The sequence below is a fragment of the Kribbella qitaiheensis genome (assembly GCF_042657745.1).
GTDB lineage: Bacteria > Actinomycetota > Actinomycetes > Propionibacteriales > Kribbellaceae > Kribbella > Kribbella qitaiheensis.
This window is the reverse complement of sequence record NZ_JBHSKE010000054.1, coordinates 42,608-60,514: the sequence shown is the minus strand read 5'-3', so window position 1 is coordinate 60,514 and position 17,907 is coordinate 42,608. Positions and strand designations below refer to the sequence as shown.

Genomic DNA, 17,907 nt, shown 5'->3' with positions numbered 1-17,907 from the left:
TGACGGGAAAGCGGGTCGAGGATGCCAGTTGTGCCGAACCGTGCGAACGCCCAGCGCACGGCCGACGAACTGCCGCGGGACCTGGTCACCCGGGGGCTCGACGCTGCCCGGAACGCGATCGAGACCGAGGCCGCCGCGGTCTCGGCGCTAGCGGGCCGGCTCGACGGAGTCTTCCTGGACGTGCTTACCGCGGTCGCCGCCTGCGAGGGCCACTTGGTCGTCACCGGTCTCGGCAAGTCCGGACTCGTCGGGCGCAAGATCGCCGCCACGCTCGCGTCGACCGGGACGCCGGCGACCTTCATCCACTCCGGCGACGCGCTGCACGGCGACTCCGGCGCGGTCACCTCGCGGGACCTGGTGCTCGCGCTGTCCGCGTCGGGCGAGACGGCCGAGGTCTGCGCGTTCGCCCGGATGCTGGCCGAGAGGGACATCCCGGTGATCGCGATGACCGGCGCCGAGGAGTCGACCCTTGCCAAGCTGGCGACGTACACGCTCGACACCATGGTGCTGCGCGAGGCCGACCCGCTGAACCTCGCTCCTACCGCGTCGACCACCGCCGCCCTGGTGATGGGCGACGCCCTCGCCTGCGCACTCGTAGTACTGCGGGAGTTCACTCACCACGATTTCGCGCGGTTCCATCCGTCCGGGGCGCTCGGCCGCAAGCTGCTCGGGCTCGGGGAGGACGCATGAACGAGCAGAGCGAGTTCATCATCAAGTGCAGCGCGTGTTGTGCCTCATCCGCGCCCGGAGCGAAGCGAGGACGCGGATGAGCAAGTACGACGTCTGCGTGCTTGGGTCGTTCATGAAGGACCTGGTGGCGAGCGCGGACCGCCGGCCCTTGCCCGGGGAGACCTTGCACGGCACCGGGTTCGCGGAGTTCCTCGGCGGCAAGGGCGTGAACCAGGCGATCGCCGCGGCCCGGATGGGAGCCCGTACCGCGATCGTCGGCACCATCGGCGACGACCGGTACGGCGAGGAGTTCCTGGACCTGCTGAAAGCCGACGGGGTCGACACGGACTGGGTCGTCCGGCATCCCGAGCTCGGCACCGGCGTGGGACTTCCGCTGGTGCTTCCGGACGGCAGCAACTCGATCATCATCGTGTCCCGCGCGAACTCGGCGATCACCCCGGCCGATGTCGAGGCGGCCGCCGACCTCTTGACGTCCAGCGCAGTACTCAGTGTGCAACTGGAACTCCCGGTCGAGGCGAGCAGAGCTGCCCTCCAGCTCGCCTCGACCGCGGGCGTCACCACGATCCTGACCCCGGCACCGGTCGGGCCGGTCGATCCGTCGCTCGCGTCCTTCGTCGACATCCTGGTGCCGAACGAAGTAGAGGCGGCCGCGCTCACCGGGCTCGACTGCGACGACGAGTCCCAGGTGCCGGCGATCGCGAAGCGGCTGGCCGGCGAATGGGACCTGCGTGGTTGCGTGATCACGCTGGGCTCACGAGGCGCCTATGTGCTCGACCTGGTCGCCGGTATCGAGGCTCGAGTGCCCGCGCATCGGGTGGCGACGGTGGACACGGTCGGCGCTGGCGACGCCTTCTGCGGATCACTCGCGGCATCACTCGCCGCGGGCGCGACGCTGGCGGACGCAGTACGGCTCGCCAACGCCGCCGGGGCGCTCTCCACCACCGTGAACGGCGCGGCCGCCTCAGCCCCGGACCGGTCGACCGCCCAGGCGCTTCTCGACGCGCAACCTTTTGATCAGTCGCCTTTCCCGGTCGGACAGCCGCCGCCGTGAGATCCTAGTGCCGTCCAGGCGGCAGAACGGCCTCAAGCGGGGAGCGAGCATGACGACGATCTACGACGTCGCGCGTAGATCTGGCGTCTCGCCGGCCACCGTCTCGCGGGTGCTGAGCGGCCGTCGCAACGTCGACCCGGAGCTGTCGGAGAAGGTCCGGGCCGCGGTAGCCGAGCTCGGCTACCGGCCGAACGGGGTGGCACGGAACCTGCGCCGCGCGAGCACGAACCTGTGGGCCGTGGTCATCTCCGACATCGAGAACCCGTTCTTCACCTCGCTGGTCCGCGGTCTCGAGGACGTCGCCCAGACCGAGGGCTACCACGTGGTGCTGTGCAACTCCGACGAGGACCCGGCCAAGGAAGCGGCGTACGCGTCGGCGGTGCTGACCGAGCAGATGGCCGGCGTGGTGATCTCCCCGACCTCGACCGCCGAGGGCGTCCAACTGCTCGACGGGGCGAAGACCCCGATGGTGCTGATCGACCGCCGGGTCGAGGGCGTCGAGGCGGACACCGTGCTGGTCGACAACGAGCACGGCGCTTTCGAAGGCGTCAACCACCTGATCGATGGCGGCTACCGCAGGATCGCCTGTATCACCGGCCCGCGCCGCGTCAGTACCGCGATGGACCGGCTCGCGGGATACCGCTCGGCCCTACGCGGGGGTGGGATCCGCTACCAGAAGGACCTGGTCCGGCACGCCGACTTCCGCGAGGCCGGTGGCTACGCCGCGATGGAGAGCCTGCTCGACCTGTCCGAACCGCCCGAAGCCCTCTTCGTCACCAACAACCTGATGACCGTCGGCGCACTGGAGTGCCTGGCCAAACGAGGCATCCGCGCCCCCGACGACATCGCCATCGTCGGCTTCGACGACATTCCCTGGGCCGACCTGGTCGTCCCCTCCCTCACCACCGTCGCCCAGCCGACGTACGAACTCGGCCGCACCGCCGGCCTCCTCCTGAAGGACCGCATAGCCTCCCCCGGCCGCCCCCCATCCACAGTCACCCTCCGCACCGAGCTCCACATCCGAGCCACCTCAGCCCCGAAGAAGCCCTAGCCGAAACCGCGGCCGAGGATCTGCTCGCAACTGCTAGGCTGAGGTCCACGAGGCCTTCGATGGCCGCGGAGAGAACGCCAGGTCTGCTGCCAGACCCTTCCGGCCCAGCCCGGTTGTGGCGCTCCGGACCATCGAAGGTCTCGTTCTTGTTCAGAGCCCCTCAACCGGCCACCAGGGCTACGACTCCATAGTTCCCGGCAACGCCAGAACCTTGAACCCGTAGCCTAGGCTCTCCCCTTCGAACCGCCGGATCTGATGCCGCACAGCCATCAGATGATGATGCTCGAACCCACCGAACTCGTCCGGCTCGAGCGCCGCCCGCAGCATCCCTGCGTACTGGTCCGCCGCCTGCAGACCGTCCAACTGTCCAGCGCCGAGAAATCGCGGCATCCCGCGCAACAAGTCCCAGGGTCCCCGTCGCCCGCCATCCGCGCGCTTCTTCTCGAAGTAGGCAAGGGTTTCGTGATGCGGGAACCCGCGCACGTGACCGAAGGACGCCACCACGTCCCGCCTACCACCCGGCCACTCGTCCGCCGTCTGCAGGATCGTTTCCAGGACCATCCCGGCTACATAGTTGTAGAACGCCACCTGATCGGTCCTCAGCTCGGCCTCCGCCGGAATCGCAGCTTTCTCGAAGATGACGCTATTCACCACAATCCCGGGCACCGCCGCCAACTGAGCTGCGACGAACTGCCGGCGCGGAAATCTCTTCACGTGCTCAGACCAGTGCAGAGACTTGCCTATCGGCACAGCCAACCGTTGACGACAGATCCCGATCGCGTTCCTCAGCGAGGGTCATCTTCGTCCGCGATCACGACTGCGACCATGGCGAAGTAGCGTGAGGACCTCGCGGAGGTACCGCGGTCGCCTGTCTCGTCAACGTAGGCGCGAACCAGAGGCCGCTCGAAGTACATGTGACGGACCCTATGCAGAACAAATCCTTGTGCGGGCCGCCAAGCAACATCTGTGGATATCTGCCCTGAAATGCCCCGGTCTGGCCGGTGATCTGCCCCTAAGAAGCAGATCAGCCGGCTGCAACGCGCTGGGCATCCACTGTCCGGCGGGGGTCGTAGTGCGGGACCCAGCGGGCTAGCCAGGCGGTGCCGGTGATGGTCAGGGCGCCTAGGGCGAGGCTGGCTGCGGCTAGTGGGGCGATGAAGGTGATGGTGCTGATCAGGATCGGGCCGATGACGCTGCCGAACTCGGCGCAGAAGGTCCAGCCGCCGAGGAACTGGGCGCGCAGGGTGGGTGGGGAGGCGTCGGCGCCGAGGGTCTTGACGATGCCGGAGCCGAGACCGTTGCCGATGGCCATGAAGATGCCGACCGCGAGGACGCCGATCATTGCCGTGGACAACGGCAGGGCCAGCATGCCGAGGCCGAGCAGGAGGGTTGACGGTACGGCGATCCAGACGCGGCCGAGGCGGTCCATCACCAGGCCGGCCGGGTAGAACAGCAGCATCTCGATGCCATTGGTGATGCCGAAGATGATCGACGTGTCGGTGGCGGAGAGGCCCAGATGCTCGCCCCACAAGGGGATCAGGCTGGTCCGGGCCGCCCTGGCGACGGCGATCACGAAGACGCCGGCGCCAAGTGTGAGAAAGGTGCGGCGGTTGTCCCAGAGGACCTTCTTGATCGGCTGGTGTTCGGGCTGGACCGGGTCGCTCAGATCCCGCGGCTCGCCGGCCGTCAGCAGCACGATCGCGGCCGCCGCCGAGCCGGCGATCCCGACGCCGTAAGCGCCAGAGATACCCCAGAGGTGGCCGGCGAGTGCACCCAGGAAAGGGCCGATGAACAAGCCGATCCGGCTGACGCCGCCCAGTGTCGACAGCGCCCGAGCGCGGAGTTCGACCGGGACGACCTCGGTGACGTAGGACTGCCGCGCCAGGCTGAACACCGCACCTGCGAGCCCCGCAACCAGCAAGGCGAGCCCGAGCAGCCACGGAGTACGGATCAGCATCGCGGCGGTCCAGGCGACCATGCTTACCAGCGCCGCGACCAGCAGCGCCCGCCGCTCACCGATCCGTACTACGAGCGCGCCCGCCGGCAGCGACCCCGCGAACTGCCCGATCCCCAGCACACCAACCAGGAAGGCAGCGAATCCCACCGAGGCGCCGAGGTCCAGCGCGGACAGCGCGACAACCGGAAGAACCGCCCCCTGGCCCACCGCATTCAGCACAGTCGGCCCGAACGCCGGCACCGCGATCCGCCACAAACTGAACTCCGCCACGCACCCTCCAGACCATTTATCTCGACATCAAGATACATGACCTGAAGAGACAGTTACTAGCTCAGCCGGTTGTCGGCGTAGGCGTTCATGGCGGCTTGCATGAATTCGACGAGTGAGTCGTCGCCGTTGCCGATGGTCTGGCGGAAGCGGTCGTCGTCTACGTAGAGCTGGCCCAGGCCCTTGTAGGCCTCGCGGGTCGGGGTCCAGAACAGGCAGGTGACCTCGTAGTGCAGCTGGATCAGATCCTGCACGCTCAGGTCGAGCACGTCGGCTCCTTCCGCCTTCAGGGTCGCGAGTCCTTCGTGGACGCGGGTGTAGCCGGTCCGGGCCTTCTCGGCGTCGGCCTCCGACCAGCCCTGCATCCGCTGGTTGCTCGCGTCGACGGCCTCGTCGCCCCAGCGTTCGCGGGCCTCGGCCTCGTACGGGTTGTGCTCGAATCCTTCGAACACCTTGCGTGGCTCCATCTCTCCTCCTTTCCGGAGGTTCTCGATGGTGGAGTCGACGGTCCGGATCAGTTGCCCGAGGCGCAGTTGCTCGCGCAGCAGCCACTCCTTGTGCCGCCCGAGCACCTGGATCGTGCTGGCGTTGCTCTGCTTGGCCAGTACTTCGGCGACCACGTCCAGGCTGAGCCCGAGCTCCCGAAGCAGCAGGATCTGCTGGAGCCGGAGGAGCTGTTCCTCTTCGTAGTACCGCCGCCCGTTGCTCGCGGTACGGGCTGGGACCAGCAGGCCGATCGCGTGATAGTGCCGCAGGGTCCGCGACGTGACGCCGGAGTCGCGAGCCACCTCGGCGATCGACCAGGCCACGGCCGCACCGTCCTTCCACTCGTGCCCGGACTTTCCGGCCACACCTAGGACGGTAGATGTTGTCGCTACGTCAACTTCAAGTTGATTAATGCGGCGGCGGTGGCGGCGTGTTGCCGGCCTGGATCCACTCGACGCACACCCGGGCCGAATCCTCCGCCGGCCGGACCTGGAGCCCGGCCGTCACAGCACGGCCGTTGGACAACTGGAATGTGCCGTCGTTCGAGCCATCGTGCGGAAGATGGAAGCGGTCCACAGCAGGATCCCAGTCGACCGGCAGAGCATCCGGTACGGCGGAACGCCAGGCGTCGGCGAGTTCCGCCATCGTCGTCGTACGACTGACCGCGTTGAAAGCGCCGCCAGGCCCGTCGATCGTGAGGCGGAGGAGGAACGCGGCGAGATCGCGGGCGTCGAGGTACTGGATCGGCTGATCGGGGCGAGCCGCGCACTCCGGGGCCTTGCCGGTGGCGAGCGCCTCGCCCCAGTTGCCGAAGTCCGGGTTGTAAGGGCCGACGACGAATCCCGAGCGGACCGAGGCCGCGCGCTCTCCGTACACCTCAGCCAGGACCTGCTCGGCTCGCACCTTGTGGGGACCGTAGAGGTCCATGGTGAACTCGTCGTCGCCGGCGCCTCGAGGCCATGGGAGGAGTTCGGCTTCCTCGGTCATCCCCGGTTGGGTCTTGCTTGCGTAGACGGCGATCGAGGACATGAAGGTGTACCGCGCGACTCGGTGCTGCAGGAGTTCGGCGGTGCGGCGGACATCGCCGACCAGGAAGCCGGACAGGTCGATCACGCCGTCCCACTCCCCCGCCTCGAGCGCGTCGGGGGCGGATCGCTCGCCGATCAACTGCTCGGCCTCGGGGAAGATCCCGGGGTTGGTCAGCCCGCGGTTGAACAGGATGATCTCGTGGCCGTCGCGCAGGGCTGCCTCCACCACGTGACGGCCGAGGTTCTTCGTACCGCCGAGGATCAGCAGCCTGGTCACAGCTTCTCCGTGAGGTCGGCAAGCTCGGCCAGTAGCGGCCCGATCCAGTCCTTCGACTCAGGCACGGTGCGGGGGCCTTCCTCGAAGATCCAGCTGAGCGCGATCGTGACGAAGCAGATCCCGCCGACTGTCAGTTGCCGGCTCACCAGGTCCTCGTCGGCGCCGGCGGCATCGAGGTAGCGGGCGACGATCGGCTCCGATTGGTGGCCGTAGGCAACTGCATCGCGGACCAGGGTGTACAGATCGCTCAGGTGCGGCGCGCAGTAGGACAACGGCCAGTCGACCGCGGTCCACCGCGTGCCGTCCGTGACGAGGTTCTTCGGCACGAAGTCACCGTGGATCACGGCCAGCGGCGCCTGACGATGCAAGTCGTCGAGTGCCGGAACAGCCTTCACCAGGAGGTGTTCCCGCAGCTCCGGCTCCATCGACTCGATCCGTTCCACCAGGTCGCCGAGGCGATCCGGGGTGAACCCACTCGGCCCTTCCACCGGCTTGGCACGCATCCCCGCCAGTAACTCCGCCGCGGCGAGGAACCCCTCGATGGTCGGCTCCTGCTCCAGATTCACCCGCCCGACATCGGCGAGCACCAGCAGTACTGCGCCGTCCGCGCGGGCGGACTGGATGAGCTCGGGGGCGGGTAGACCGAGCGGGACGACAAGGCGCTCGTACACCTCGGCCTCACCGCTCTGGGCGTCGCTGCCTCGCTTGACGATCACGCTGCGAAGCCCGTACGACAGCCGCCAGACCTCAGAAGAGCCCCACTCCCGCAGCAACTCCCCCTTCAGCGCGTCGACGTCGGGCGCCTGGGTGGCTTCGAGCACGGCATCGGCGACAGGATCCAGCCAGACGGGACGCATGCGGAAAACCTTTTCACAGGATGCGGCTCAGTCCGACTGCTTTTCACAGGCGGCGAGGATGCGGGACTCGATCCGGCGGGCGACCTTCGCTGGATCGAGGTCGGTGACGATCCGGTGTGGTCCACCGGCGTCCTGGGTGAAGCGGGTGACGCCTTCCAGATCGACCTCGACCCGGCCGGTGCTGAAGGTGAAGAGCTCCGGTTCGACCAGCACGAGCACGGCGGTCGGGTCGTGAGGTGCGTTCGATTCAGTCGCCGTGAACTTCCAGAACTGCCGCATCTCGGCGCCCAGCAGCTCGCCCAACGCTCCGGCCGCCTCGATCCGCGCTACCACGGCGTGGTCGAAGCGAACCCGCTGCGTCTGGTCGATCCCAACGGCGGTGATCGGCACACCGGAGTCGAAGACCGCCGCAGCCGCCGCGACGTCGCACCTGATGTTGTGCTCAGCGTCCGGCTGGGAGAAGTTCCCGCCCATCAGGTACAGCTGCTCGATCGCCTGCCCGGGCCGTTCGAGGGCCTCTGCGACGTTGGTCAACGGCCCGACCGGCATCACCGTCGCAGCGCCCGCGAGCAACCCGATCGGATCGACGTCCTCGCTCACCTGCTCCTTGTCCAGGTCTGGCATCAGCACGCCCTCGTGGCCGGCCCACCAGACCTCGGGCCCCGAACGCGGCTCGCCGCGCCCCGGCACGACCGGCCCGACCTCGCGCCCCGCGACCGCGGCGACTCTGGCGACCATCCGCGCACGGAGCACCACGTCGCCGTACACGGTGGTCACTCCGGCGAGTTCCAGCTCAGGTGAGCCGAGGATGGTAGCCAGCGCGAGTGCGTCGTCGACATCCGAGCCGATGTCGGTGTCCAGGACCAGAGCGGAGGGCATCAGCGTCCCTTCTGCGGCGGATCGTCTGACCGAGGGTATCGGCGGCGGCATCCCCAGGTCCCGGATGAGTTCTCCCAGCGAGACGCCGAGGTGATCAGATCACCGGTCGTCTGGCAGGCTTTGGGGCATGACTGAGAACGCCACTCGCGCCTGGGGCTTCGGCCTCGCCACCGTCACCGCTTCGGGCACCGTGCTGGACGTCTGGTACCCGGCCCCGGAACTGGGTGTCGCTCCCGAGGGCGCCAAGGCGCCGGCCGAGCTGATCGCTGCCGAGGGCAACGACGACCTGCGCCAGGTACGCCGGTCCGTCGTCCTCGCGGAGATCGCGCTGAACGACGCCCCGGCCGACACCGCGGACGCGTACCTGCGGCTGCACCTGCTGTCGCACCGGCTGGTCCGCCCGCACGGCGTCAACCTGGACGGCATCTTCGCCGCGCTTCCGAACAACGCCTGGACCTCGCACGGCCCGGTCCCGGTCGAGGAAGTCGAGCAGGTCCGGCTCCGGGCCCGCGCGGCCGGGTTGCACCTGAGCGTGACGAGCGTGGACAAGTTCCCGCGGATGACGGACTACGTCGTACCGAGCGGTGTCCGGATCGGCGACGCGGACCGGGTCCGGCTGGGCGCGCACCTGGCCGAGGGCACCACGGTGATGCACGAGGGCTTCGTGAACTTCAACGCCGGCACGCTGGGCACCTCCATGGTCGAGGGCCGGATCGTGGCCGGTGTGGTGGTCGACGACGGCAGCGACATCGGCGCCGGCTCCTCGATCATGGGCACCCTGTCCGGCGGCGGCAAGGCCGTCATCTCGATCGGCAAGCGCTGCCTGCTCGGCGCCAACGGCGGGATCGGGATCTCGCTGGGCGACGACTGCGTGGTCGAGGCGGGGCTCTACGTCACCGCCGGCACCAAGGTCACCCTGCCGGACGGCAGTGTGGTGAAGGCGCGCGAGCTGTCCGGCCAGCCGGGCCTGCTGTACCTGCGCAACTCCGTCACCGGTGCCGTCGAGGCGCGGCCCCGGCAGGGTGAGGGCATCACTCTCAACGAGGCCCTGCACGCCAACGCGTGACCAAAGCCCTACGGTGTCGCGCCAACCAACGTGACGCCCAGCACGTCAACCACTTCGTGACCCGACTGACGGAACCCGGCTGGCAGTACCGCGCGTTGAGACCGGTATGCCGATGAAACGGGGCGCGGTCGTCGCCATAGGCGCGGTGGGCGCGCTCGCGCTTGCCGTCGGCGCGGGGATCGCCTGGGTCGGTGGCAAGGATTTCGGCCCGTTGCTGCCGCCCCGCGAGCAGTGCGAGGCCACCGTCGGCGGCGCCTCGGTCGTGGTCGACCTGGAGCAGGCGGAGTCGGCCGCGATCATCGCCGGAGTCGCCGTACGCCGCGGGCTGCCTCCGCGGGCGGCGACGATCGCCCTCGCGACGGCGTACCAGGAGTCCGGGCTGCGCAACCTAACCCACGGGGACCGGGACTCGCTCGGGTTGTTCCAGCAGCGGCCGTCGATGGGCTGGGGTACGGCTACGCAGGTGCGGGATCCGCACTACGCAGCGTCGAAGTTCTATGACGCGCTGGTGAAGGTGAAGAACTACCAGAAGCTCGCGGTGACGGTCGCGGCAGATCGGGTCCAGCGCAGCGCCTTCCCCAACGCCTATGCCGATCACGAGGACGACGCGCGCATCCTGGCGTCGGCGCTGACGGGTCAGTCGAAGGCCGCGTTCAGTTGCACGGTAAACACAGCGTCACTGCCGGCGCAGACCATGGGCAAGAGCGGTCTCACGCCACGCGCCGAGGCCGTACGCAAGGATCTCCTGGCAACCTTCGGAACACTGTCGACCGGCGGCTATCAACCGGGCGGCCTCAGCACCGGGCACATGGAGGGTTCCGCGCACTACGAGGGGCGCGCCGTCGACATCTTCGTCAAGCCGATCTCGGCCCCGAACACCACCAAGGGCTGGGCTCTGGCGCAGTACCTGGTCGCCCGCGCCGAGCACCTCGGCATCAAGACGGTCATCTTCAGCGACCGCATCTGGACCTCCGGAGGCCGCTCCGACAGCGGCTGGCGCGACTACCAGCCACCGGACCGCCCAGGCAACAAAGACACCCTCCGCCACCTGGACCACGTCCACGTAGACGTCATCGAGCAGTAGTTCGGCGCCGCAGTACCCCGAATCAGCTCGCGGCTCCCCCCGCGCCTGGGTTCAGGCAGTGGAGGAGCCGCGGAGGCTGATGCGGGCGTTACTCGTCGTGCTCCTGTGGGGGGAGGGCGGCGATGAAGGGGTGGTCCTTGTCGATCTTGCCCATCTTCGAGGCGCCACCGGGGGAACCCAGGTCGTTGAAGAAGTCGACGTTCGCGGTGTAGTAGTCCTTCCACTGCTCCGGAGTGTCGTCCTCGTAGTAGATCGCCTCGACGGGGCAGACCGGCTCGCAGGCTCCGCAGTCGACGCACTCGTCGGGGTGGATGTAAAGCATCCGGTTGCCCTCGTAGATGCAGTCGACGGGGCATTCCTCGACACACGCGAGGTCCTTCAGGTCAACACACGGCTGCGCGATGACGTAGGTCACTGGTACTCCTCCTATGGCCAGCAGACGCAGCGGACTGGATGCTGCGGTGCGGTATTCCTGATGCTCGAAGTTGCTGCGGCTACCTAGTATCACGGTAGTACCAGCCCCACTCTGCCAGGAGTCCGCATCGTGTCAGGCCTCAGTGCCCGTGATATCGGCCACCGTGTCGTTGTTCGCCACCGGCTGCCGGGCGGCCAGCTGACCGATGTGCTCGGGGTGCTGCAGTCGATCGACTCCGCCACCCTGGTTGTCCGGCATGCTGACAGTACGCTTCATCCGGTCCGTTGGGAGGATGTGGCGGCCGCCAAACCGATCCCCCCGCTCCCCCTCCGGCCGGTGGACGTGGAGCAACTCTTCCTCACCACCGCGCTCGGCAGACCCGCTGTGGAGACCAGGTACGTCGGTCAGTGGCTGCTGCGGGCGTCGTCGGGCTGGACCGGCCGGGCGAATTCCCTCCTGCCCGCGGGCGATCCGGGGATGTCCCTCAGCGACGCTCTCAAGCTCGCGGAGGATTTCTACGCGGAGCGAGGCCTGCCCGCGCTGGCCCTGGTACGCCTGGACAGCCCGGAGGCCAATGAGCTCCAGGAGCAGGGCTGGAAGGACGCCCGGCCCTGGCAGGCCGACGTACTGGTCATGCACACGTCGTTGGACCTGGTGAACGCCGCCCCGGAGTACGAGGTGACTGTGACGCCTCAGCCGGACGCAGCCTGGTACGAGACGGCCTTTGAGGGGCCTGTACCGGGTCCGGCGCCCGAAGTGATGGAGGGAGCGCCTCGAGCGGCCTTCGCCTCGGTCTCGCTGGACGGGCGGGTCGTGGCCGTCGGCCGGGGCTCCATGACCGGCCACTGGCTCGGGGTGGACGCCGTGCGGGTCGACCCGCAGTACAGGCGCCGCGGGCTCGCCACGGCGGTCCTGCAGGGTCTCACCCGCTGGGCAGGGCCTCTCGGCGGCCGCCGCAGCTACCTTGAGGTGGTCGAGGACAACATCCCGGCCATGACCACCTACACGAGCCTCGGCTACGCAGAGGCCTACCGCTACCGATACCTAGCCGGCCCGGGGCACCAGCCGGAGAGCTGACCCCGCCCCAACGAGCGCCAGCCCAGCAAACCCCGCCAGTACTGCGCTCAGCGCCCCCGCCGGTGAGGTAGAACCACCAACCAGCGCGGCATAAACGGAGCCGGCCACCGCCACTCCGAGCGCCCCGGACAGCTGCGCATTCGTGGCGACGACCCCGGACAGATCAGACGCGTACTGCGTGGGCATGGCTGAGGTGATCGCCCCGATGAGCGTGTTCGAGCTGAACCCAAGCCCCAGCCCGCCGATCCCCAGCAGGGCGAACAACAACGGGCCAGAGCGTCCACCGAGCAGCAGGTAGGCCAGGACGGCCAAGTAGCCCACCACCAGCAGCGCACACCCGATCACCGGCATCCAGCCGAACCGCTCGGGCAGACGCGGCAAGATCGGCCCGGCAAGCCCGAACGCGGCGACCCACACCACCATTGCGAAACCCGAGTACGCCGGGCCCTTGCCGAGCCCTTGCTGCAGGTAGAGCGCCAGGACGAAGAGAAGGGCGAAGTACCCGGCTGTGGTGACACCGTGGGCGAGGAGACCCGCCCGCACCGCGGAGGACCGCAGTACCTGCCGGGCGATCAGCGGGCGATCACCAGTCGCGGCCGCACGGCGCTCGCCCTGTTCGAACAGCACGATCATCGGGACGCTCAGAGCCAGGCAGATCCAGGCCCAGGCCGGCCAGCCGCGCTCCGAACCGAGCAGCAGCGGCACGATCACCAGCAATACGGCTGCGGACAAGGTGACCACTCCGCGCAGGTCGATCGACTGCCGCTGGTCATGGACCCCGTCGGCCGGCAGGCGCCGCAGCGCGACCAGAGTGAGCCCGATCCCGATCGGCACGTTGATCAGGAAGATCGGCCGCCAGGCGGTGCCGAACAGGTCCGCCGAGATCAGCAGCCCGCCGAGCACCTGCCCGGCGACGGCTCCCCCGGACAACGCGATCGAGAAGAACCCGAGCGCCTTCACCCGCTCCCGCCCGGCGAAGTGCAACTGGATGCCGCTCAGCACCTGCGGCACCATCAGCGCGGCCCCTGCGCCCTGGACGAACCGGGCCACGGTCAGCGAGTAGACCTCCGGCGCGATCCCGCAGACCAGCGAAGCCACCGTGAACACCTGCAACCCGAGCAGGAAGACCCGGCGATACCCGAGCGACGACCCGAGCCGGGCTCCGGTGATCAGCAGCACCGCGAAGGCGACGACGTACCCAGAGACGACCAGGGCGACCTGGCCTTCCGAGGCTCCGAGCGTCGTTCCGATCGACGGCGCCGCGGTGTTCGCAACCGCGGTATCCACGTTCGCCATGAACTGCCCGGTCAGCAGGATGGCGAGGATCGCAGTACGGCCCGTCGCGGGTCTGGTGTCTGCAGTCGTTGTCCACATGCGAGTTGAACGCGCCGTCGGTGCCAGGTGTGAGGGCGCGGGGTCGGTAAGGTCGGCGCATGGCAGAGGTGGCGCGGCCGGAGTACGCAGGTGACTACGAGGGCACGGTGCACGTCGAGTACACGCCGCACCCGGACGACGGGGTGGCCGATCCGGGCGAGATCGTCTGGACCTGGGTGCCGTTCGAGGAGGACCACCACCGGGGCAAGGACCGCCCGGTGCTGGTGGTCGGCTCGGACGGGCCGTGGCTGCTCGCGTTGATCCTGACCAGCAAGGACCACGACCGCGACGCCGCCGACGAGGCTCGCTGGGGACGCGTCTGGCTGGACATCGGCAGCGGCGGCTGGGACAAGGAGGGCCGCAACAGCGAAGTACGGCTCGATCGCGTACTGCGGATCGACCCGCGGCAGGTCCGGCGCGAGGGCTCGGTGATCGGCGAGGCCATGTTCGACACGGTCGCCGAACATCTGCACGAACTCCACTGCGCCTGAGACCCGGCGCCCGCGAACGGGCCGGGAAGCAGCCCCGAGAACGACGAAGGCCGCCCCGTCAGGAGCGGCCTCGGTCGGAATGGCAGTGGTTCAGCTGGGTGGACGGGTCGTCGTCGACGGCTTCGTCATACCCGGCGTGGGCGGGGTGGGCGGCGTGGGCGGCGTGCCCGGCTTCGGGCCGCAGCGGATGTCGTCGGCCGCGTTGTACTTCGTCAGGAAGGACTCGGTCTTGACCCGCTGGCCGTTCTTCGCGAAGTACCGGTAGATCCTGATGTCGAAGCCGCCGGTCGGCGCCTGCGGCCGGCAGTCGGCGGCGGTGTTGTAGACCAGGCCCGGCGCGCGGGGGTTGGTCCGCGCGGAGGCGCCGGCGGTGATGTCCCAGACCTTGGTGCCCCAGATCTTCACCGTGATGCTGCCCTGGCTGCCCGGCGTGGACGCGGTGAACAGGGTCTGCACGAGGATGCCGTGGCCGGAGTCGTTCAGGAACTTCAGGTCGACCGACGGCCAAGCCACCGTTGCCTCGCGACCGACCGGGTAGCGGCTGATGTAGACGCTGTGGGCCTTGTGCTCGACGTCCTTCAGGCCGGCGAAGAAGGCCGCGTTGAAGGTGGTGGTGGCCGACTGCGAGACGCCGCCGCCGAGGTCGAGGACGAACTTGCCGCCGTTGATGATGTTGCCCTCGGTGAAGCCGTTCTCCTTGGTGCGCTCACCGACGATCTTGTTCAGGCTGAACGTCTCGCCCGGCTTCAGCAGCGTGCCGTTGATCTTGTGCGCGGCGGTGCCGATGTTCACGTTGCGGTAGGCGGCGTGCGGGAACTTCGTGGTGAACTCCCCCATCACCTCCTTGATGCCGAGCGCGGTGGCCGCCTCGGTGGTGACCTCGGCCTTGGACTTGGCCAGGCCGACCGCGGCCCTGCGCTCGCCCTCGGGCTTCGGCAACACGCTCAGGATGGCCGGAACCACCTTGTCGCGGGCGACGACCATGCCGTCGACCGCGGGGACCACCTGCGGCCTGCCCGCGACGATCGCCACCGACGCGTCCTTCGGCAGCGTCTCCAGTTCCTTGAACCGCTCGGCGAACAGCGGCTCGAGCATTTTCGCGTTCAGGCTCGGCGTGAAAGAGCCGTCCTTGGCGACGAGCTTCAGCGCGGGTGCGAGCTCGCGCGGCTTCAGCTCCACGCTCTTGTCCCCGACGGTCAGCCGGATCGGCCCGGACATCGCCGGTACGGCGTACTCGGTCATCGCCTTGTCGATCGCCTCGGTCCCGGCCTTCGGCTTGGTGACACCGACCGCCAGGTCCTTCGGGTTCCCGTCGGACGGGAAGCCGGAGACGACCGTCTCGGTGGCCTTGGCGTTGTCGAGCTGCAGGCCGTCCGCGGACGGGTGCTGCACCGCCTTCGCGTTCTCGAAGGTGATGGTGCCCTCGGTCGCGGGCCGGTTCACCTGGGTGGCGAGCTTGTCGATCGCCGCCTTGAGCTTGGCGTCGTCCTTCTTCACCACCGGGTCGACCGCGTCGCCGCCGGTCATCGCGTTCCAGATCCGCGCCGGGTTCAGGCTGCGCCCGGCCCCCGCGTCGGCGACGGTGGCGTCGACGTCAAGGCTGAGCCCCGCCTGGACGGGCTTCACCTGGTACGTCGAACCGCCGGCCTTGACCTTGATCGGGAGCACCAGGCGATCCTTCAGCCCGGCCTCCAGCTTGACCTTGGCGTCCTTCTCGGACAGTCCACCGAGGGAGATCCCCAGTACTGTCGTGTCCCCCGGAACCTTGTCTCCGGTCAGCGCGAACGCCAGACCATACCCGAGCACGAGCACCCCGAGTCCCGCCGCGGCGATGATCCCCGCGAGCTGATTTCTCCCCACCGGACAGAGTCCTCCTGCTCGAACCAAGTGACAGCAACGGCACATACTACGGGACGGGCAGGTGTCAGCTGCCCCCGAGTTCCCGGTACTGCCCCGCGTAGTAGATCAGCGGACCGGGGTCAGTCGCCTCGTTCGCGGCCAGGCTGATCACCTCGCCGACCACGATCGTGTGGTCGCCGCCGTCGTATGTGGCCCAGGTCCGGCATTCCAGCCAGGAGAGCGCTCCCTCGATCAGCGGGCAGCCGGTCTTCGGCCCTGGCGCCGTGGCGATCCCGTCGAACTGGCTGAGCAGGTTCCGGCCCGATCGGGCGAAGCGTTCCGCGAGATCCCGGTGACTCTCCGCGATCACTGAGACTGCCCAGTACCCGCAATCGAGCACCGCGTCGTGCATCCGGACGCCCTTGTCGACGCAGACCAGCACCAGCGGAGGATCCAGCGAGACCGAGGTGAAGGCGCTCGCCGTCATCGCGTGAGCGACGCCGCTCTGCAGCGTGCTCATGATCGTGATCCCCGACGGGAACCGGCCCAGCGCAGTACGGAAGTCCCGGGGCGCGATGCTGCCACTGGGATCCGACGTCACCAGTGCAGCCTAGATCGCTCCACTGGTTGATGCCTCAACTGTGAATGTGGGGACTGTCACTCGCCAGCCGGAGATTGGGCGGACTCAGGGAGGGAACGCAGCAGCCCCGCGGCTCAGCGGATCGCGCGCGGGCCAGCGGGTCACAGGCCGGCGAAGAGGTCGTGCTCCAGGCCGTCCGGGCCCGGGTCGGCGGTGCCCTTCACCAGGCGGTAGGCCTCGCTGCCCCAGATCTCGTTGCCGTTGTTGTTGGAGAGGGCGAAGAACGGGCCGTCCACGGTGATCTGGGTGGCGTGCGCCTTCATCGCGTTCATCTTGCGGTCGATGTAGCCGTTGGCCTGGATCACGCAGTCGAGGAAGCGGTCCGGGGTGATGAACGGGCCGAGCGGTCCCTCCGGGTCCAGCCCCTCGAAGGTGGTGGTGTCACCCGACTCACGCAGCTTGCGCAGGCTCTCCCGCATGCTCGACTCCGCCATCGCCATCCAGTAGATCTTGGCGATGTCCCAGGCGGACCCGAGGTCCTCCCGGTACGACGGGGCGGCGGCGAGGGCGGCCGCGTAGGTGGCGACCCGGTGGGCCTTCACGTGGTCGGGGTGTCCGTAGTTGCCGTACTGGTCATACGTCACCAGCACCTGCGGGCGGAGCTCGCGGATGATCGGGACCAGGTCGTTCGCCGCGGTCAGCAGGTCGGCCTGCCAGAAGCTGTCCGGCCGGGTCTCCGGCGGGACGGCGGCGTTGCCCTCGTCGTCGTAGATCATCCCGGTGTCGCGATACTTGCCCGGGCCGCCGAGGAACCGGTGGTCCTTGACCCCGAGCTCCTCCATCGCGGCGGCCAGCTCACCGATCCGGTGCCGGCCGAGCTGGTCGGTCTGGTCCGCGGCCAGGTGCTCGAGCGCGGGCACCAGCACCTCGCCCTCTTCGCCGAGGGTGCAGGTCACCAGCGTGACCTGGGCGCCCTCGTCCACGTAGCGCGCCATCGTGACGCCGTTGTTGATCGTCTCGTCGTCAGGATGTGCGTGCACCAACAGCAGCCGGCGGTCTGGAAGCTCACTCATGGCGCCAGCGTACGTTGGCGCGGGGACAGTCTGCGCTCAGCGAAGGCAGCCTCGGCTCAGCCGAAGCGGCGGACCAGCAGGCAGCCGGCCTGGAAGCGCGAACGGGCTCCGAGTCCCGCGATCAGGGCGCTGATCTCGGCCCGGACGGTGCGCAGCGAGAGACCGAGCTGCCGCGCGATCGCGGCGTCCTTGGCACCGGTCGCCATCAGCCGGCCGATCGTCACCTGGCGGCTGGTCAGTTCCTTCGCGGCGGCCGGGGTCTGGCGCCGCGAGCCCAGCTCGTAGACCTCACAGACGACCTCCGGTGCGAAATCCTCGAGTCGCACCGCAGGAACAGCCTGGTAAACCGACATCCCCATCTCCTC

At 68.7% G+C, this 17,907-nt stretch carries 20 protein-coding genes; 7 read left to right on the top strand and 13 right to left on the bottom strand.

Annotated elements, in window-relative coordinates:
- Positions 1–30 precede the first annotated feature (30 nt).
- The 3 genes from ACFPJ1_RS32735 to ACFPJ1_RS32725 all read left to right on the top strand — a co-directional run bounded on the left by ACFPJ1_RS32735 (position 31) and on the right by ACFPJ1_RS32725 (position 2,792).
- Positions 31–690 carry a KpsF/GutQ family sugar-phosphate isomerase gene (locus ACFPJ1_RS32735; RefSeq protein WP_380109917.1) on the top strand — a complete coding sequence of 220 codons (660 nt, stop codon included), beginning with the start codon at positions 31–33 and terminating at the stop codon, positions 688–690.
- Positions 691–766: 76 nt separating this feature from the next.
- Positions 767–1,741 carry a ribokinase gene (locus tag ACFPJ1_RS32730; protein ID WP_380109915.1) on the top strand — a complete coding sequence of 325 codons (975 nt, stop codon included), beginning with the start codon at positions 767–769 and terminating at the stop codon, positions 1,739–1,741.
- A 49-nt stretch (positions 1,742–1,790) separates the two neighbouring features.
- Complete coding sequence (locus tag ACFPJ1_RS32725; protein ID WP_380109913.1) at positions 1,791–2,792, top strand: LacI family DNA-binding transcriptional regulator; 1,002 nt, start codon at positions 1,791–1,793, stop codon at positions 2,790–2,792.
- Between the two features lie 177 nt (positions 2,793–2,969).
- Here ACFPJ1_RS32725 and ACFPJ1_RS32720 read toward each other — a convergent pair whose 3' ends face one another.
- From ACFPJ1_RS32720 to ACFPJ1_RS32695, 6 genes are all read right to left on the bottom strand, one after another.
- Positions 2,970–3,548: a hypothetical protein gene (locus ACFPJ1_RS32720; RefSeq protein ID WP_380109911.1), complete on the bottom strand. Its 579-nt coding sequence runs from the start codon at positions 3,546–3,548 to the stop codon at positions 2,970–2,972.
- Between the two features lie 268 nt (positions 3,549–3,816).
- Positions 3,817–5,019: an MFS transporter gene (locus ACFPJ1_RS32715; protein WP_380109909.1), complete on the bottom strand. Its 1,203-nt coding sequence runs from the start codon at positions 5,017–5,019 to the stop codon at positions 3,817–3,819.
- Between the two features lie 56 nt (positions 5,020–5,075).
- Complete coding sequence (locus ACFPJ1_RS32710; protein ID WP_380109907.1) at positions 5,076–5,867, bottom strand: MerR family transcriptional regulator; 792 nt, start codon at positions 5,865–5,867, stop codon at positions 5,076–5,078.
- 43 nt (positions 5,868–5,910) lie between these two features.
- A complete protein-coding gene (locus ACFPJ1_RS32705) occupies positions 5,911–6,807 on the bottom strand; it encodes a Rossmann-fold NAD(P)-binding domain-containing protein (protein WP_380109906.1) in 897 nt (298 codons plus the stop codon).
- Positions 6,804–7,664: a phosphotransferase family protein gene (locus ACFPJ1_RS32700; RefSeq protein ID WP_380109904.1), complete on the bottom strand. Its 861-nt coding sequence runs from the start codon at positions 7,662–7,664 to the stop codon at positions 6,804–6,806. Before ACFPJ1_RS32700 ends, ACFPJ1_RS32705 begins: the two co-directional genes overlap by 4 nt.
- 27 nt (positions 7,665–7,691) lie before the next feature.
- A complete protein-coding gene (locus tag ACFPJ1_RS32695; RefSeq protein ID WP_380109902.1) occupies positions 7,692–8,543 on the bottom strand; it encodes a nucleoside hydrolase in 852 nt (283 codons plus the stop codon).
- A 127-nt stretch (positions 8,544–8,670) separates the two neighbouring features.
- Between ACFPJ1_RS32695 and dapD the strand changes: the two genes are divergently transcribed.
- Both dapD and ACFPJ1_RS32685 read left to right on the top strand, forming a co-directional pair.
- Complete coding sequence (dapD, locus tag ACFPJ1_RS32690) at positions 8,671–9,609, top strand: 2,3,4,5-tetrahydropyridine-2,6-dicarboxylate N-succinyltransferase (RefSeq protein WP_380109899.1); 939 nt, start codon at positions 8,671–8,673, stop codon at positions 9,607–9,609.
- Between the two features lie 106 nt (positions 9,610–9,715).
- A complete protein-coding gene (locus ACFPJ1_RS32685; protein WP_380109896.1) occupies positions 9,716–10,693 on the top strand; it encodes a VldE C-terminal domain-containing protein in 978 nt (325 codons plus the stop codon).
- A gap of 88 nt (positions 10,694–10,781) precedes the next feature.
- Here ACFPJ1_RS32685 and fdxA read toward each other — a convergent pair whose 3' ends face one another.
- Positions 10,782–11,108: a ferredoxin gene (gene fdxA, locus ACFPJ1_RS32680; protein WP_131285641.1), complete on the bottom strand. Its 327-nt coding sequence runs from the start codon at positions 11,106–11,108 to the stop codon at positions 10,782–10,784.
- 132 nt (positions 11,109–11,240) lie between these two features.
- Positions 11,241–11,384: a hypothetical protein gene (locus ACFPJ1_RS32675; protein ID WP_380109893.1), complete on the bottom strand. Its 144-nt coding sequence runs from the start codon at positions 11,382–11,384 to the stop codon at positions 11,241–11,243.
- Here ACFPJ1_RS32675 and ACFPJ1_RS32670 point away from each other — a divergent pair.
- Positions 11,316–12,185, top strand: a complete 870-nt coding sequence (locus ACFPJ1_RS32670) for a GNAT family N-acetyltransferase (protein WP_465261093.1) — start codon at positions 11,316–11,318, stop codon at positions 12,183–12,185. The two genes, ACFPJ1_RS32675 and ACFPJ1_RS32670, sit on opposite strands and share 69 nt — an antisense overlap.
- Here the strand turns inward: ACFPJ1_RS32670 and ACFPJ1_RS32665 are convergent.
- Positions 12,153–13,559: an MFS transporter gene (locus tag ACFPJ1_RS32665; RefSeq protein ID WP_380109888.1), complete on the bottom strand. Its 1,407-nt coding sequence runs from the start codon at positions 13,557–13,559 to the stop codon at positions 12,153–12,155. The two genes, ACFPJ1_RS32670 and ACFPJ1_RS32665, sit on opposite strands and share 33 nt — an antisense overlap.
- A 59-nt stretch (positions 13,560–13,618) precedes the next feature.
- Here ACFPJ1_RS32665 and ACFPJ1_RS32660 point away from each other — a divergent pair, with 59 nt between their 5' ends.
- Positions 13,619–14,050 carry a type II toxin-antitoxin system PemK/MazF family toxin gene (locus ACFPJ1_RS32660; RefSeq protein WP_380109886.1) on the top strand — a complete coding sequence of 144 codons (432 nt, stop codon included), beginning with the start codon at positions 13,619–13,621 and terminating at the stop codon, positions 14,048–14,050.
- Between the two features lie 90 nt (positions 14,051–14,140).
- On the opposite strand, the gene ACFPJ1_RS32655 is transcribed toward ACFPJ1_RS32660, so the two are convergent.
- The 4 genes from ACFPJ1_RS32655 to ACFPJ1_RS32640 all read right to left on the bottom strand — a co-directional run bounded on the left by ACFPJ1_RS32655 (position 14,141) and on the right by ACFPJ1_RS32640 (position 17,895).
- Entirely contained in the window at positions 14,141–15,910 is a 1,770-nt protein-coding gene (locus tag ACFPJ1_RS32655; protein ID WP_380109884.1) for a VanW family protein, read from the bottom strand.
- Positions 15,911–15,974: 64 nt separating this feature from the next.
- Positions 15,975–16,490, bottom strand: coding sequence for a flavin reductase family protein (locus ACFPJ1_RS32650; RefSeq protein WP_380109882.1), 516 nt, complete (start codon positions 16,488–16,490; stop codon positions 15,975–15,977).
- A gap of 140 nt (positions 16,491–16,630) precedes the next feature.
- Entirely contained in the window at positions 16,631–17,542 is a 912-nt protein-coding gene (gene mshB / locus ACFPJ1_RS32645) for an N-acetyl-1-D-myo-inositol-2-amino-2-deoxy-alpha-D-glucopyranoside deacetylase (protein ID WP_380109879.1), read from the bottom strand.
- A gap of 56 nt (positions 17,543–17,598) precedes the next feature.
- Complete coding sequence (locus ACFPJ1_RS32640) at positions 17,599–17,895, bottom strand: response regulator transcription factor (protein ID WP_380109877.1); 297 nt, start codon at positions 17,893–17,895, stop codon at positions 17,599–17,601.
- Positions 17,896–17,907 lie beyond the last annotated feature (12 nt).